Consider the following 13,801-nt stretch of genomic DNA (forward strand, 5'->3'; position numbering starts at 1 on the left):
GCCTTTGATTCGGTGACCCAGCTCGTATAGGGTGGCCTTTTTTGACCATCAGGGAGCTGGCCATGCTGCGTCTGAGCGCGCTTTACCGTTATCCGTTGAAATCCGGCAAGGGCGAAACCTTGCAACAGGTCGGCCTCGACAAACTGGGGCTGGACGGTGATCGTCGCTGGATGCTGGTAGATGAGGCCAGCGGACGCTTCCTGACTCAGCGCGCCGTCGCGTCCATGAGTCAGTTGTCGGCGTTGTGGAATGCCGACGGTGGCTTGACCCTCAGCGCCCCGGGTCGCTCGCCGATCGACATCGCCTTGCCCTCCGGCAATGCTGAACTGCGTGGCGTCACGATCTGGCGCGACACCTTGCGCGTGCCGGATGCCGGTGACGAGGCGGGCGCCTGGGTCAGCGAGTTCATTGGCAAGCCGACGCGCCTGGTGCAGGTTCCCCTTGATCGAGCGCGCATGACCGAGGCCGGTTACGGCAAGGACGATGATCAGGTGGCGTTCGCCGATGGTTATCCATTGTTATTGATCGGGCAGGCGTCCCTGGAAGACTTGTCGCAAAAAGTCGGACGGTCCTTGGAAATGCTGCGCTTTCGACCGAACCTGGTGATCGAGGGCAGCGAAGCCTATGCCGAAGACAGCTGGAAGCGTATTCGCATCGGCGATGTCGAGTTCCGGGTGGTCAAGTCCTGCTCACGCTGCATTCTGACCACCATTGATCCGCAAACCGGTGAGCGCAGCAATGACCGGGAACCGTTGGCCACGTTGCAGAAATACCGTGCCGAGACCGACGGCGCGATGTTTGGGCAGAATCTGGTCAACGACAGCAATGGTCGTCTCGAAGTCGGGATGCCGGTGACGATTCTCGAATAAAAAACCCCTGAATGAAAAATGCCCGTGTCCAAAGACACGGGCATTTTTTTATCGCTTTGAAAACCCGGGGGGTTAGCCGCGGTATTCACACAGGTAAGCGGTGTCGACGGCCACTTTCAGCTGGAATTTGCTGTTGGCAGGCACGTTGAACTGGCTACCGGCGGCGAAGGTTTCCCAGTCGCTGCTGTCAGGCAGTTTGACGGTCAGGGCGCCGCTGACCACGTGCATGATTTCACGTTGGCTGGTGCCGAATTCGTATTCGCCCGGAGCCATGACGCCAATGGTCGCAGGACCTTCAGCGGTGCCAAAGGCGATCGACTTGACGGTGCCGTCGAAGTACTCGTTGACTTTAAACATGGGCGATTCCTCGAAAAGGGCTAAAAAGGGCCGGCCAGTATGCACAAGGCTTTGAGTGCCGTCACCACTCTAGGTGGGGAGAGTCAGCGGTAATAAGCGTGCTGTATTGCGTGCATCTTCCAGTGCCCGGTGTTGCTGCCCGGTGAATTGCATGCCCGCCAGTTGCAGGGCGCCATTGAGCCCCAGCGGGCGTTCCAGGCGCCGGGCCTTGGCAAAGCGCTGCTTGAGGTTCATGTGCGGCACGCGGCTCAAGGCGCTGTCGAGCTGCAGACGCTCCCACTCCTGAACCAACTGTTTGCGATCGTAGTCGCCCCAGCTCGCCCAGCCTTCCAGGCGTGAATGATGCTGGCTCAGCCAACGCTCAAACGCTGGCCAAACCTCGGTCAGCAGTTGCGCGGTATCGATATTGCCTTGGGTGATGTGCGTCAGCTCCCGGCAAAACGGTGTCAGCAGGGGCCGCCGCAGTGGTCGCACGAAACGCTGGAAATGGTCCAGTTCGCGACCTTTACGGTCCACCAAGGTGGCACCGATTTCGATGATTTCCATTTCCGTTACTGGCCAGCCACCTTCATCGGTGGTGGCTTCCAGATCTATCACCAGCCAGTGAGGCATCGCAGGTTTCCTGGTATCCGCGTCCTGATAGGGCTTGAGCGTAGCCAAACCCGGCGGATCCGCCTAGCGGCTTATTCGACCTCCAACAAAATCTGACGATTTTTGACCTGATCGCCAACCTGAACCTGCAAGCGTTTCAGTACGCCGTCGATGCCCGACTTGAGCGGATGCTCCATTTTCATGGCTTCGAGCACCACCAATAGCTGGCCTTTGCTAACTGTGCTGCCCTCACTGACCAGGACGTCAACGATGGCGCCGTCCATCGGTGCCTTGAGCGTGCCGGAACTGACGCTGGCCTGACTGCTGGCCAGCGCCTGGGTCCGATCCAGCAACTTCAAACTGCCGGGGCGGGCGAATAACCACAGATGCCCGGCCTCGAGACGATAGGCATGACGCTGGTGGATGCCGTCGATCTCCAGCATTGCCCAGCGCCCATCGCTACGGATGATTTTCAGTTTGAGCAGTTGCCCGGCGACCTGAACCTGAAACGCACCGTCAGGCAAGGCGTTCAATTCCACCGGCCAATCCTGGTCATTCAGACCGATGCGATAGTGCAACGGCACACTCGCATTGTTGCGCCAGCCCGCCAGCGGTGCCGGATGAGCCTGTGCCGACGCTTGATAGAACAATGCCGCAGCGATGGCCAGCTCAAAGGCGCTCGGGACATGCGCCTGCAAGCACGGATCGTCAGCAAAGCAGGTCGGGATGAACCCGGTGCTGAACTCGCCGCTGATGAACTGCGGGTGTTGCAGCAGGCTGGCAAGCAGGCGCTGATTGCTCTGTACGCCCAGCAGCACGCTGTCCTGCACCGCCCGCAACAACTTGCGCCGGGCCTCTTCACGGGTTGCACCGTGGGCGATGATTTTGCCCAGCATCGGGTCATAGAACGGGCTGATGTCCTGGCCTTCAAGCAAGCCATGATCGATCCGCACACCGTTTTGCAATGCCGGTTCCCACGCCATGACTTGACCGGTTTGCGGTAGAAAGTCGTGAGCGGGATCTTCGGCGTACAAACGCACTTCCATGGCATGCCCGTTGAGCTGAACCTGCTCCTGTCGCAGCGGCAGCGGCTGTCCTTCGGCGACGAGCAGTTGCCAGGCCACGAGGTCCAGCCCGGTGATCAGTTCGGTCACCGGGTGTTCCACTTGCAGCCGGGTGTTCATCTCCAGAAAGTAGAATTGCCCGCGTGCATCCAGCAGAAATTCCACCGTGCCGGCGCCAACGTAATTCACCGCCCGACCGGCCTTGAGCGCGGCCTCGCCCATGGCCAGGCGCAACTCGCTGGTCATCACCGGGCACGGCGCTTCTTCGATGACTTTTTGATGGCGGCGCTGGATCGAACAGTCGCGCTCGCCGAGGTAGATCAGGTTGCCGTGCTGATCTCCAAACAGCTGAATCTCGACGTGACGCGGGTCGATCAAGGCTTGTTCGAGAATCAGTTCGTCGCTGCCAAAACCATGCTGCGCTTCGGAGCGTGCAGTGCGCAGTTGCTCCAGCAATTCACCGGCATCCTGCACCAGGCGCATGCCACGTCCGCCCCCGCCAGCACTGGCTTTGATCATCAGTGGGTAACCGATGCGTTCGGCTTCGCGACTCAGGGTTGCGTCGTCCTGTTCGGCGCCTTGATAGCCTTTCACACAGGGCACGCCCGCATCGATCATGGCGATTTTCGACAGGCGTTTGCTGCCCATCAGCTCAATGGCTTCGGGGCTGGGGCCGATGAAGGTGATCCCTGCGTTTCGGCAGGCAAGGGCGAAGCCAGCGTTTTCCGAGAGGAAGCCGTAGCCGGGGTGGATCGCATCGGCGCCGGTGCGCCGGGCAGCGTCGATGATGGCCGGGATGTTCAGATAAGACTGCTGCACCGGGGCCGGACCGATGTTGACGGCTTCGTCGGCCATTTGTACGTGCAGGGCATCGGCGTCGGCGTCGCTGAAGACGGCGACGGTGCGATAGCCCAAGGCCTGGGCGGTGCGCTGGAGGCGGCAGGCGATTTCACCGCGGTTGGCGATCAGGATTTTTCTGAGTCCGGGCATGGGGTCTTCCCTTGGTTTTTGCGGTGGATGTGATGGCCTCTTCGCGAGCAGGCTCGCTCCCACATTTGATTTGTGTCGTTCACAAAACCTATGGGAGCGAGCCGGCTCCGGGCGGCGTTCCGACGAAGCTTTTAGGAAGCCCACCCCGGTTTACGCTTTTGCACAAAAGCCATCGTCCCTTCGACGCCTTCCGCCCCCGTCACCGCTTCGCTAAACCACTGCGCCGCGTCATCCAGCAGCGCATCCGACGGTTGTCCGGCGCTCGCCAGCAGCAGTTTTTTTGTCGTCGCATTCGCCCCCGGCGCACAGCACAGCACATGGGCGAGGATTTCATCGAGGCGTTCGGCCAGCGCTTGCGCGTCATGCTCGACAAAATGCACCAGCCCCATCCGTCGCGCCTGCGTACCGTCGAAACGCGCGGCGGTCAACGCCAGGCGTCGAGCCTGGGTCAGGCCGATGCGCTGGACCACAAACGGGGCGATTTGCGCGGGCAGCAAGCCGAGGCTGGTTTCCGGCAAACCGAACTGCGCCAGGTGATCGGCCAGGGCGACGTCACTGACACACGCCAGACCCAGGCCACCGCCCAACACCGCGCCTTGCAGCACCGTAATCACCACTTGCGGCGCGTGTTGCACCTCTTGCAGCAGTGCGCCGAACGCCCGGTTCAACTCGCGATAGGCGTCCGGACCTTGGGCACGTGCGCTGGCCATGTCCTTGATGTCGCCACCGGCACAGAAATGCCCGCCGGCACCGCCGATCACCAAGGCCCGGACCGCTCGATCATCGCGCACTGCTGCCAGTACCGCGCGCAGTTCGGCGACCATCTGCAGACTCATGGCATTGCGGATTTCCGGGCGATTGAGGGTGATGTGCAGCACGCCGTTATGTGGCTCCAGCAGCAACGTCTGGCAATCGGGCAGAGTGCTCATTTCTTTTTCCCCGGCAGGATGCCCATGAGCTTGCAGATGATCCCCAGCATGATTTCATCGGCGCCACCGCCAATCGACACCAGCCGCACGTCGCGGTAAGCGCGGGCCACCGGGTTGTCCCACATGAACCCCATGCCGCCCCAATATTGCAGGCAGCTGTCGCTGACTTCACGGCCCAGGCGCCCGGCCTTGAGTTTGGCCATGGAAGCCAGGCGGGTGACGTCCTGGCCTTTGATGTATTGCTCGGTGGCCTGATAGACCAGCGCCCGCAGGCATTCAATTTCGGTTTGCAGCTCGGCCAGACGGAAGTGGATTACTTGATTGTCGATCAGCGCATTGCCGAAGGTTTTACGTTCCTTGCAGTACTCGATGGTGCTGTCGACGCAATATTCCAGGCCCTTGATCATGTTCGCCGCGCCGAACAGGCGTTCCTCCTGAAACTGCAGCATTTGCATCATGAACCCGGCGCCTTCATGGCCGATGCGGTTGCGCTGCGGCACACGCACATTGTCGAAAAACACTTGGGCGGTTTCCGAGCTGCGCATGCCGAGCTTGTCCAGGTGCGAGCTGAGGCTGATGCCGGGCGTGTTCATCGGCACCATGATCAGCGACTTGTTGATGTGTGGCTTGTCGTCCGAAGTGTTAGCCAGCAGGCAGATGAAATCGGCGCTCGGCGAGTTGGTGATCCACATCTTGCTGCCGTTGATCACGTAGTCATCGCCGTCCTTGCGGGCGGTGGTTTTCAACCCGGCGACGTCGGAGCCGGCACCGACTTCGGAAACGCCGATGCAGCCGACCTGTTCGCCGGTGATGGCCGGGCGCAGGAATTCTTCACGCAACTCATCGGAGCCGAAGCGGGCGAGGGCGGGCGTGCACATGTCGGTCTGCACGCCGATGGACATCGGAATGCCGCCGCAATGGATGGTGCCGAATTCTTCGGCGGCGACGATCGAGTAGCTGTAGTCCAGCCCCATGCCACCGAATTTTTCCGGTTTGGAAATCCCCAGCAGGCCGAGGTCACCGGCCTTGCGGAAGATCTCGTGGATGGGGAAACGACCGGCCTTTTCCCATTCCTCGACGTGCGGGTTGATCTCGTGATCGACGAACTGGCGGACGGTGCGGCGCAGTGCTTCGTGTTCCTGGGTGAAGATCATTTTTATTGTTCTCCTAAAGACCGGTCTAGAACCTGGCGACGCCAAAACTGTTGGTTTGCAGCGGCCGCACTTCGGCCTCGTGACAGATATCCAGCAAGTAACCGAGTAACGTCCGGGTATCCCGCGGATCGACCAGCCCGTCGTCCCACAGGTTGGCGCTGCCGTAGAGGGCGGTGGACTGGCTGTCGAGTTTCTGCGCGGTGACCTGCTCCAGCATGTCGAGCATTTTCGGGTCCGGCACCAGACCGTCCTTGAGCTGTTTGGCTTCGGTGACGATGCGCAGCACCTTGCCGGCCTGGGCGCCGCCCATCACGGCGGTGCGACTGTTGGGCCAGGCGAAGATGAAGCGCGGGTCGAGGCCACGCCCGCACATCGCGTAGTTGCCGGCACCATAAGAGCCGCCGACGACAATCGTCAGTTTCGGCACCCGAGCGTTTGCCACCGCCTGAATCATCTTCGCGCCGTGCTTGATCACGCCTTGCTGTTCCGATTCGGTGCCGACCATGAACCCGGTGGTGTTGTGGAAAAACAGCAGTGGCGTCTGACTCTGGTCGCACAGCTGGATGAATTGCGCGGCCTTGCTCGCGCCCTTGGGCGTGATCGGGCCGTTGTTGCCGATGAAGCCACAGGCACGCCCCTGGATTTTCAGGTGGCCGCAGACGGTCTGCTGATCGAACTCAGCCTTGAATTCGAGGAAGCTCGAACCGTCGGCGATACGCGCGATGATCTCGCGCACGTCATAAGGTTTTTTCGGGTCGTCCGGGATCAGGCCCAGCAGCTCGTCGATGGGGTAGAGCGGCTCTTCCCAGCGCTGTTCCGGGCGCCGGGGCAACTGATCGTTCCAAGGCAACAGACTGACAATCTCGCGCACCTGACGCACGCCGTCGGCATCGTTCTCGGCCAGGTACTCGGCGGTGCCGGCGGTTTGTGCGTGCATCTCGGCGCCGCCGAGTTCTTCGTCAGTGGCGACTTCACCGGTCGCCGCTTTCAGCAGGGGCGGGCCGGCGAGAAACAGCTTGGCTTTGCCGCGCACGACCACCACGTAATCCGACAGTCCCGGCTGATACGCGCCGCCCGCGGTGGCCGAACCGTGTACCACGGTAATCTGCGGCAATCCCATGGCCGACATCCGCGCCTGATTGGCGAAGCTGCGCGCGCCTTCGACGAAAATGTCCGCGGCGTAATTCAGGTTGGCGCCACCGCTTTCGGCGAGGGTGATCACCGGCAGTTTGTTCTCCATGGCGATCTGTTGCAGGCGCAGGGACTTTTTCAATCCGCTGGGGGAAATGGTCCCGCCCTTGATCGCGCTATTGTTCGCTACCACCAGCACGCGCACGCCGGACACATAACCGATCCCGGCGATCAAACCACCACCGGCCGCACTGCCGTCCTTGTCGTCGTGCAGCTTGTAGCCGGCCAGGCTCGCCAGTTCGAGGAACGGCGCGCCGGGGTCGAGCAGCAGGTTAAGCCGTTCACGCGGCAGCAGTTGGCCACGCTTGTCGAATTTCGGCTTGGCTTCGGCAGCCTTGTTCAACAGGTTCTGCTCGAGCTGGCGCACGTGTTCGATCACGGCCAGCATCGCGTCGCGGTTCTGGGCGAACTGCGCGTTGAACGGGTCTACCTGGGATTCAATCACCGGCATGGGCTATTCCTTGTCCTTGAGTACGTCAGGTAAGTACGCGCGGTGAAAACCGTTGTACGACTCACTGTTCGTAGCCTTGTGAATCGGCCACGCCCGCCCGCCGAGGCTGGCAGCGCCGTCGATGCGCAAGGTGCTGCCGCTGACAAACGCCGCGGCCGGGCTGAGCAGGAACACAATCGCCGCGCTGACTTCCGATTCGGTACCGATGCGTTTCAGCGGCACGTGTTCGCGCAAGGTCGGAATTACCGCTTTGAATGCGCCTTCGTAAGTGTCCATGCCACTGGACGCGATCCACCCCGGCGCCACTGCATTGACCCGTACCCCGGCGTAACCCCATTCGAAAGCGGCGGTCTTGGTCAGGTTATCCATGCCCGCACGCGCCGCGCCTGAATGCCCCATGCCGGGCATGCCGCCCCACATGTCGGCGAGCATGTTGACGATGGCGCCGCCATGCTTGCTCATGGATTGATTGAACACTTCCCGGGCCATCAGGAAACCGCCGACCAGATTGGTGCGGACCACGGTTTCGAAACCTTTCTGATTGATCGAGGCCAAGGGGGAAGGGAATTGCCCGCCGGCATTGTTGACCAGCCCGTGGATCGGCCCGTATTTGCGAATCAACTCGCTGACCAGGTGCTTGACCGCTTCCTCCTCGCGAATATCGCACGCGGCCCAATCCGCCTTGCCGCCGTCTTCGGCAATCTCGGCGGCGACGCTTTTCAACTTGTCGGCCTTGCGCCCGACCAGCAGCACATGCGCGCCCAGCGCTGCCAGTTCATGGGCGGTGCAACGGCCGATGCCGCTGCCGCCACCGGTGACAAGAATGGTTTGGCCCGCAAACAGATCGGTTTTGAAGATCGAATCGTAAGCCATGGCGGCAGTCCTCTAGTTGACCTGGTCGGCGATGCGCTGCGGCACCGGAATCTGGATTTCCAGCAGCTGCTGGGCGAAGGCCTTGCCTTGCGGGTCGATCCGCAGGCTGGCCACGCCACCGCCGCCGAGGGCGTTCTCCAGGAGAAAATTCAGGCTGTGGGTGCCGGGTAAATACCAACGCTCCACACGCCCGTGAACGGGGTCGAGGACGTGGCTCATCCAGTCGACCATGACCTCCGGTGTCAGCGCTTCGGCGATCCACGGCAGGTACTCGGGCTCGCGGGCCATGACCCCGATGTTGCTGTGATTGCCTTTGTCGCCGGAGCGCGCGACGGCGAGTTTGATCAGGGCCACGCTGGCGTCGGCGCGGTCGCCGGGCTGCGGTGGGTCGAACGGGGCAGGCAAGTCATCCGGATCGAGCACATCGACGGCGGGCAGGGCGCAGGGATGGCGCTGGCCGTTGAAATCAATGTCCAGCGTGCAGGCGGTTTTGTCGATAAGGAAGGAGAACAGCCGGATCAGCGGATACACCGTTGGCCGTCCGCCAACAATGCCGGTCAGCCCCGGCGCCATGCCCGTTGCGGCCTGGGCGATTTCCCGGGAGAACACGATCAACGCCTGTTTGCTCGGGTGGCGCACGGCGAGTTTGATCACCACTTCGCGGCTGTCCGTGCGCTGGCCGTGGGGGCCGTACGTGGCCTCGCTGCCGAGCAGTTCGATGCTCACTTCGCTGTAGGGTGCCCAGCCGCGCTGGCGAAAAATATCCGAAGTCTTGTTGATGATCGCTTCGCTGACCCGACGCGCCTTGTCCACCGCATCGATGCCGGCGATCAGGCAACTGGCGGTGCAGCGGAAACCGTCCGGGTATGTCGCGCTGACCTTGTACTGATCGGTCGGCGGCAAGCCCTTGGCGCCGTGTACTTGAACCGCGTTTTTGCCCTGTTGTTGAAGTTTGACCTGAGTGAAATCACAGACCACATCCGGCAGCAGGTAAGCCCGAGGATCGCCGATTTCATAAAGCATCTGCTCGCCGACGGTCAGAGCCGTGACCAGGCCGCCGGAGCCTTGCGGTTTGCTGACGATGAACTGGCCGTCGGCGCTGACTTCGACGATGGGGAAGCCGATGTGTTCGTAGTCGGGCACGTCACGCCAGTCGGTGAAATTACCGCCGGTGCATTGGGCGCCGCATTCGATGATGTGGCCGGCCAGCGCAGCTTGGGCCAGTTTGTCGTAGTCGTGCCAGGACCAGCCGAATTCGTGCACCAGTGCCGCGCTGACCACGGCGCTGTCGACCACGCGCCCGGTGATGACGATGTCCGCACCCAGGCGCAAAGCCTCGACGATGCCCGGCGCGCCGAGGTAGGCGTTGGTCGATACGCACAGGGGCGGCAATGGCGCGCCGCTGAACATTTCATGAATGCCCTGGCTGCTCAGCTGTTTGAAGTGCGGTTGCAGGTCATCGCCCAGCAGCACGGCGATTTTCAGCGCCACGCCGGCCTTGTCGCAGGCGGCTTGCAGGGCGGCGGCGCAGGCGAGCGGGTTGACCCCGCCGGCGTTGCTGATGACACGAATGTTTTGTTCGGCAAGTTGCGCCAACAAAGGGCTGAGGACTTCGATGAAGTCGCCCGCATAGCCGGCCTGCGGGTCTTTCATCCGTGCGCCGGCCATGATCGACATCGTGATTTCGGCCAGATAGTCGAAAACCAGGTAGTCCAGGCGTCCGCCTTCCACCAGTTGCGCGGCGGCGGTCGAGGTGTCGCCCCAGAAGGCGCTGGCGCAGCCGATGCGAATCGTTTTAGGCACAGTCAACTGCATAGCCACCTCCCAGTGAAGTGAATCGAGACTACCAAGCAAGCGCTTGGTTTGTAAACGCCTGAAATATCTTCTGCCCGAGCGCTTGCTTGGTTGTCCTTGCCAGCTTAAATTGCCCGCGCAACCCCGTTGTTTTAGCGGCGAGCGGCGTATTTGATTGATCGACTGTAGGAGAGAACGGGTGGACGAGCAAAAAGCCCTGAGGGTCATGCGCGAATTGGTCGACAGCGGCCAATTGACCGACCCGGACAGCGCCCGCGGCAAACTGCTGCAAGTGGCGGCTCACCTGTTCCGCAACAAAGGTTATGAACGCACCACCGTGCGCGATCTGGCGGGTGCCGTGGGCATCCAGTCAGGCAGTATTTTTCATCACTTCAAGAGCAAGGACGAAATCCTTCGCGCCGTGATGGAAGAGACCATCCGCTACAACACCGCGTTGATGCGTGCGGCCCTGGCCGAGTCCGCCAACGTCCGCGAACGGGTGCTGGCGCTGATTCGTTGCGAGTTGCAGTCGATCATGGGCGGCAGCGGCGAGGCCATGGCGGTGCTGGTGTATGAATGGCGCTCGTTGTCCGAAGACGGGCAGGCGCAGGTATTGGCGCTGCGTGATATTTATGAAGAACTGTGGCTGCAGGTGTTGGGCGAAGCCAAAGAGGCAGGTTTCATTCGCGGCGATGTGTTCATCACGCGGCGTTTCCTGACGGGCGCATTGTCCTGGACCACCACCTGGTTTCGCGCTGACGGCAGCATGAGCCTCGATCAATTGGCCGAGGAAGCCTTGATTCTCGTGCTGGAAGAAAAACAATAAGGTTGTGCCAATCTAAGGAAACTGGCTAAGTGGCCGAAACCGCCTAGCTTGAATGCATTGATGCGTATTTTTTGGGGAGTGGGTTGTTTTGATGTCTTCGCCAATCAGGATGGCTTCGCAGCTTTTGCTGGCGTCGCTTGCGGCGCTCTGGGTATTGCCGTCCCACGCGGCACAACTGGTACGAGTGGGGGCGGCGCATTTTCCGCCCTATACCATTCGCCCGGAAACCGGTGTCGACACCGGCCTGCTGCCACAGCTGGTCGAGGCGTTGAATCGCGAGCAAAGCGATTATCAATTTGTCCTGGTGCCCACTTCCATTCCCCGGCGCTTTGGTGATTTCAAGCAGGGTCGGGTCGATATGGCGATTTTCGAAAACCCGGATTGGGGGTGGAAGGACATTCCGCACATCGACGTCGATATGGGTCTTGAAGACGCCGAGATTTTTGTCGCGCAACGCCTGCCGGATCGGCAGCAGAACTATTTTGCCGACCTCTCCGGCAAGCGGCTGGCCCTGTTCAGCGGCTATCACTACGAATTCGCCAACTTCAATGCCGACCCGAAATTCCTCGCGCAAAACTACAACGCGACGCTGACCTATTCCCACGACAGCAATTTGCTGATGGTGCTGCGCGGGCGGGCGGACATTGCCCTGGTGACGCGCTCGTACCTGAGCGATTACCTGCTGCGCAATGAGAAAGTCGGCGATCAGCTGTTGGTGTCCCAGCGCATCGATCAGGTCTATCACCACTACGCCATCCTCCGTCCCTCCGCGCCCATCACTGGCGAAGCGTTCGGCAAGTTGCTGCAAGGATTGCGCGACAACGGCCAGATGCTGAAGATTTTCGATCCATACAAAATCGCCGTGGTGCCGGTGCCGCGAACCTGATATCGCGTCACAGTATTTGCGCACTTGTCTTAAATTTCCGGCCCCGGCTCACGTCACATCGTTGAACTGTCGACGATTAACGTGAGCCCGACCCATGCCCGATTTGAATGACCTGACTGCGCTGGCCTTGCCAGCCGAAGGGCCGCTTGTAGCGGATGAAAGCGAAAATCGCCTGCACCTCAGCCTGCAAGGGCTGCCGTTGATTCAGCTGCGCCTGACCCGCGAGCCCGAGTTACAGGTGCAGGTGGAAGAGCACTTTGGCCAACCGCTCGGACATGGCATCCGGACGGCGTGTTATTGGCTGTTTGCCCGTGATCCTGCTTGCCAGCGCCTGGCCTGGCAACTCGATGAAGTCCCCGACGATGCACTGCTCAGCGGATTGCTGATTCCCACCGAAGTCGTCGGCCAGTATTACTGCTTGCGTACCCTGTTCTGGCAATTGCCTCAGCCATGGCTGGGTGAATCGCTGACCGTCAGTTATCCGCAGCATAAGGTCATCAGCAACGGCAAGCGTCATCCACTGCGCCCACCGAAGCCGCAGGGCGAGGTCTATCGGCGCTTTGATGCGCATCTCGGTGCCTGGATTTCCCTGCGCACGGTGGACATTGAATTGGACCTGGAACGTTTCAATCGCTGGCAGAACAGCCCGCGCGTGGCGAGTTTCTGGCAGGAGGAGGGCAGTCTCGAACAGCATCGCGACTACCTGGACAAACTGGCGGCGGACCCGCACACGGTAACGCTGATCGGCTGTTTCGATGATCAGCCGTTTGCCTACTTCGAAGCGTATTGGGCCAAGGAAGACCGCATCGCGCCGTTCTATGACGTCGATGATTACGACCGTGGCATCCATATGCTGGTGGGTGAAGAAAATCACCGGGGGCCGCACAAAGTGGCGAGCTGGTTATCGGCGCTGGTGCATTACCTGTTTCTCGACGATCCGCGCACGCAACGGGTGGTGGCCGAGCCTCGCGCCGATAACGCGAAGATGATCGGGCATATGCAGGGGCAGGGTTTTTACTGCGAGAAGGAGTTCGACTTCCCGCACAAGCGCGCGGCGTTGATGGTGGTGGGGCGGGAGCGGTTTTTTGATCGGTGTGCTTTGGCTTGATGCTTAAGGCTCAGGACCTGCATGGGTCTTGAGTCTGCCTTCGCGAGCAGGCTCGCTCCCACAGTAGATCTTCAGTGTTCACAAATCACGTGTTCACCGTAGATCCAATGTGGGAGCGAGCCTGCTCGCGAATGGGGCAACGCCGATTTCAGCTCTTAGCGACGAGCAAAAGTATCCGCCCGACTCCCCGACACCTTGCGGCAATGCACCAGCGCATCGCGAATCATGAAGTTCACCAGGGTCGGCGATACGCCGAGTTCCTTGGCGATGTCCTTCTGCGGCACTCCGTGCAGGCGGTACATCTCGAAGGCGTAACGGGTGCGGCTCGGCAACTCCGTCAGCGCATCGGCGATGTGCTCGAGGGTAGAGAAATTGATGTGCGAGGTTTCAGGTGAAGCGCCTTGAATCACCACGTTCAGACCTTCCTCTTCAGGGCCGGAATACTTCTGCTCCAGCGCCTGCTTGCGGTAATGGTCGATCGCCAGGTTGCGCACGATCTGGAACAGGTAGCTGAGCTGAGCCTTGAACGAGGACGTGATCGCCGGTGCTGATTGCAGCCGGAAAAATGCATCCTGCACCACGTCTTCAGCGCGTGACCTGCAACCGGTAATGCGGGCTGCAATCTTGACCAGAATCAGTCGATTGTCGACGAAGGCCTGAAGTAGCGGTGAATCGCACCTGCTTGTGGATACTTGTTCCGTCATGGAAATCACCCTGC

At 60.9% G+C, this 13,801-nt stretch carries 13 protein-coding genes; 4 read left to right on the top strand and 9 right to left on the bottom strand.

What is annotated here, in order from left to right; genetic code table 11:
• Positions 1-62 precede the first annotated feature (62 nt).
• Positions 63-869 carry an MOSC domain-containing protein gene (locus tag AC07N8_RS22170; protein ID WP_493145857.1) on the top strand — a complete coding sequence of 269 codons (807 nt, stop codon included), beginning with the start codon at positions 63-65 and terminating at the stop codon, positions 867-869.
• A gap of 72 nt (positions 870-941) precedes the next feature.
• Here AC07N8_RS22170 and ppnP read toward each other — a convergent pair whose 3' ends face one another.
• The 8 genes from ppnP to AC07N8_RS22210 all read right to left on the bottom strand — a co-directional run bounded on the left by ppnP (position 942) and on the right by AC07N8_RS22210 (position 10,272).
• Positions 942-1,226, bottom strand: coding sequence for a pyrimidine/purine nucleoside phosphorylase (gene ppnP / locus AC07N8_RS22175; RefSeq protein ID WP_007940055.1), 285 nt, complete (start codon positions 1,224-1,226; stop codon positions 942-944).
• A gap of 69 nt (positions 1,227-1,295) precedes the next feature.
• Positions 1,296-1,838: a 3'-5' exonuclease gene (locus AC07N8_RS22180; RefSeq protein WP_483841234.1), complete on the bottom strand. Its 543-nt coding sequence runs from the start codon at positions 1,836-1,838 to the stop codon at positions 1,296-1,298.
• A 71-nt stretch (positions 1,839-1,909) separates the two neighbouring features.
• Entirely contained in the window at positions 1,910-3,871 is a 1,962-nt protein-coding gene (locus AC07N8_RS22185; protein WP_493145858.1) for an acetyl/propionyl/methylcrotonyl-CoA carboxylase subunit alpha, read from the bottom strand.
• A 131-nt stretch (positions 3,872-4,002) separates the two neighbouring features.
• Entirely contained in the window at positions 4,003-4,800 is a 798-nt protein-coding gene (locus tag AC07N8_RS22190; protein WP_493145859.1) for an enoyl-CoA hydratase-related protein, read from the bottom strand.
• Positions 4,797-5,954: a citronellyl-CoA dehydrogenase gene (atuD, locus tag AC07N8_RS22195; protein ID WP_483841231.1), complete on the bottom strand. Its 1,158-nt coding sequence runs from the start codon at positions 5,952-5,954 to the stop codon at positions 4,797-4,799. Before atuD ends, AC07N8_RS22190 begins: the two co-directional genes overlap by 4 nt.
• A 25-nt stretch (positions 5,955-5,979) precedes the next feature.
• Positions 5,980-7,596, bottom strand: coding sequence for a geranyl-CoA carboxylase subunit beta (gene atuC, locus AC07N8_RS22200; protein WP_493145860.1), 1,617 nt, complete (start codon positions 7,594-7,596; stop codon positions 5,980-5,982).
• 3 nt (positions 7,597-7,599) lie between these two features.
• Complete coding sequence (locus AC07N8_RS22205; protein WP_493145861.1) at positions 7,600-8,469, bottom strand: SDR family oxidoreductase; 870 nt, start codon at positions 8,467-8,469, stop codon at positions 7,600-7,602.
• 12 nt (positions 8,470-8,481) lie between these two features.
• A complete protein-coding gene (locus AC07N8_RS22210; RefSeq protein WP_493145886.1) occupies positions 8,482-10,272 on the bottom strand; it encodes an acyclic terpene utilization AtuA family protein in 1,791 nt (596 codons plus the stop codon).
• 190 nt (positions 10,273-10,462) lie between these two features.
• Here AC07N8_RS22210 and AC07N8_RS22215 point away from each other — a divergent pair, with 190 nt between their 5' ends.
• From AC07N8_RS22215 to AC07N8_RS22225, 3 genes are all read left to right on the top strand, one after another.
• Positions 10,463-11,089 (top strand): TetR/AcrR family transcriptional regulator, encoded by a 627-nt coding sequence (locus AC07N8_RS22215; RefSeq protein WP_483841228.1) that lies wholly within the window; start codon positions 10,463-10,465, stop codon positions 11,087-11,089.
• A gap of 91 nt (positions 11,090-11,180) precedes the next feature.
• Entirely contained in the window at positions 11,181-11,975 is a 795-nt protein-coding gene (locus AC07N8_RS22220; protein ID WP_493145862.1) for a substrate-binding periplasmic protein, read from the top strand.
• A 94-nt stretch (positions 11,976-12,069) separates the two neighbouring features.
• Positions 12,070-13,083 carry a GNAT family N-acetyltransferase gene (locus AC07N8_RS22225; protein ID WP_493145863.1) on the top strand — a complete coding sequence of 338 codons (1,014 nt, stop codon included), beginning with the start codon at positions 12,070-12,072 and terminating at the stop codon, positions 13,081-13,083.
• Between the two features lie 155 nt (positions 13,084-13,238).
• Here the strand turns inward: AC07N8_RS22225 and AC07N8_RS22230 are convergent, their stop codons facing one another.
• On the bottom strand, positions 13,239-13,787 hold the full coding sequence (locus AC07N8_RS22230; protein ID WP_027925770.1) for an RNA polymerase factor sigma-70: 549 nt from the start codon (positions 13,785-13,787) through the stop codon (positions 13,239-13,241).
• Positions 13,788-13,801 lie beyond the last annotated feature (14 nt).

Source organism: Pseudomonas sp. GW821-FHT10C09 (assembly GCF_059415465.1).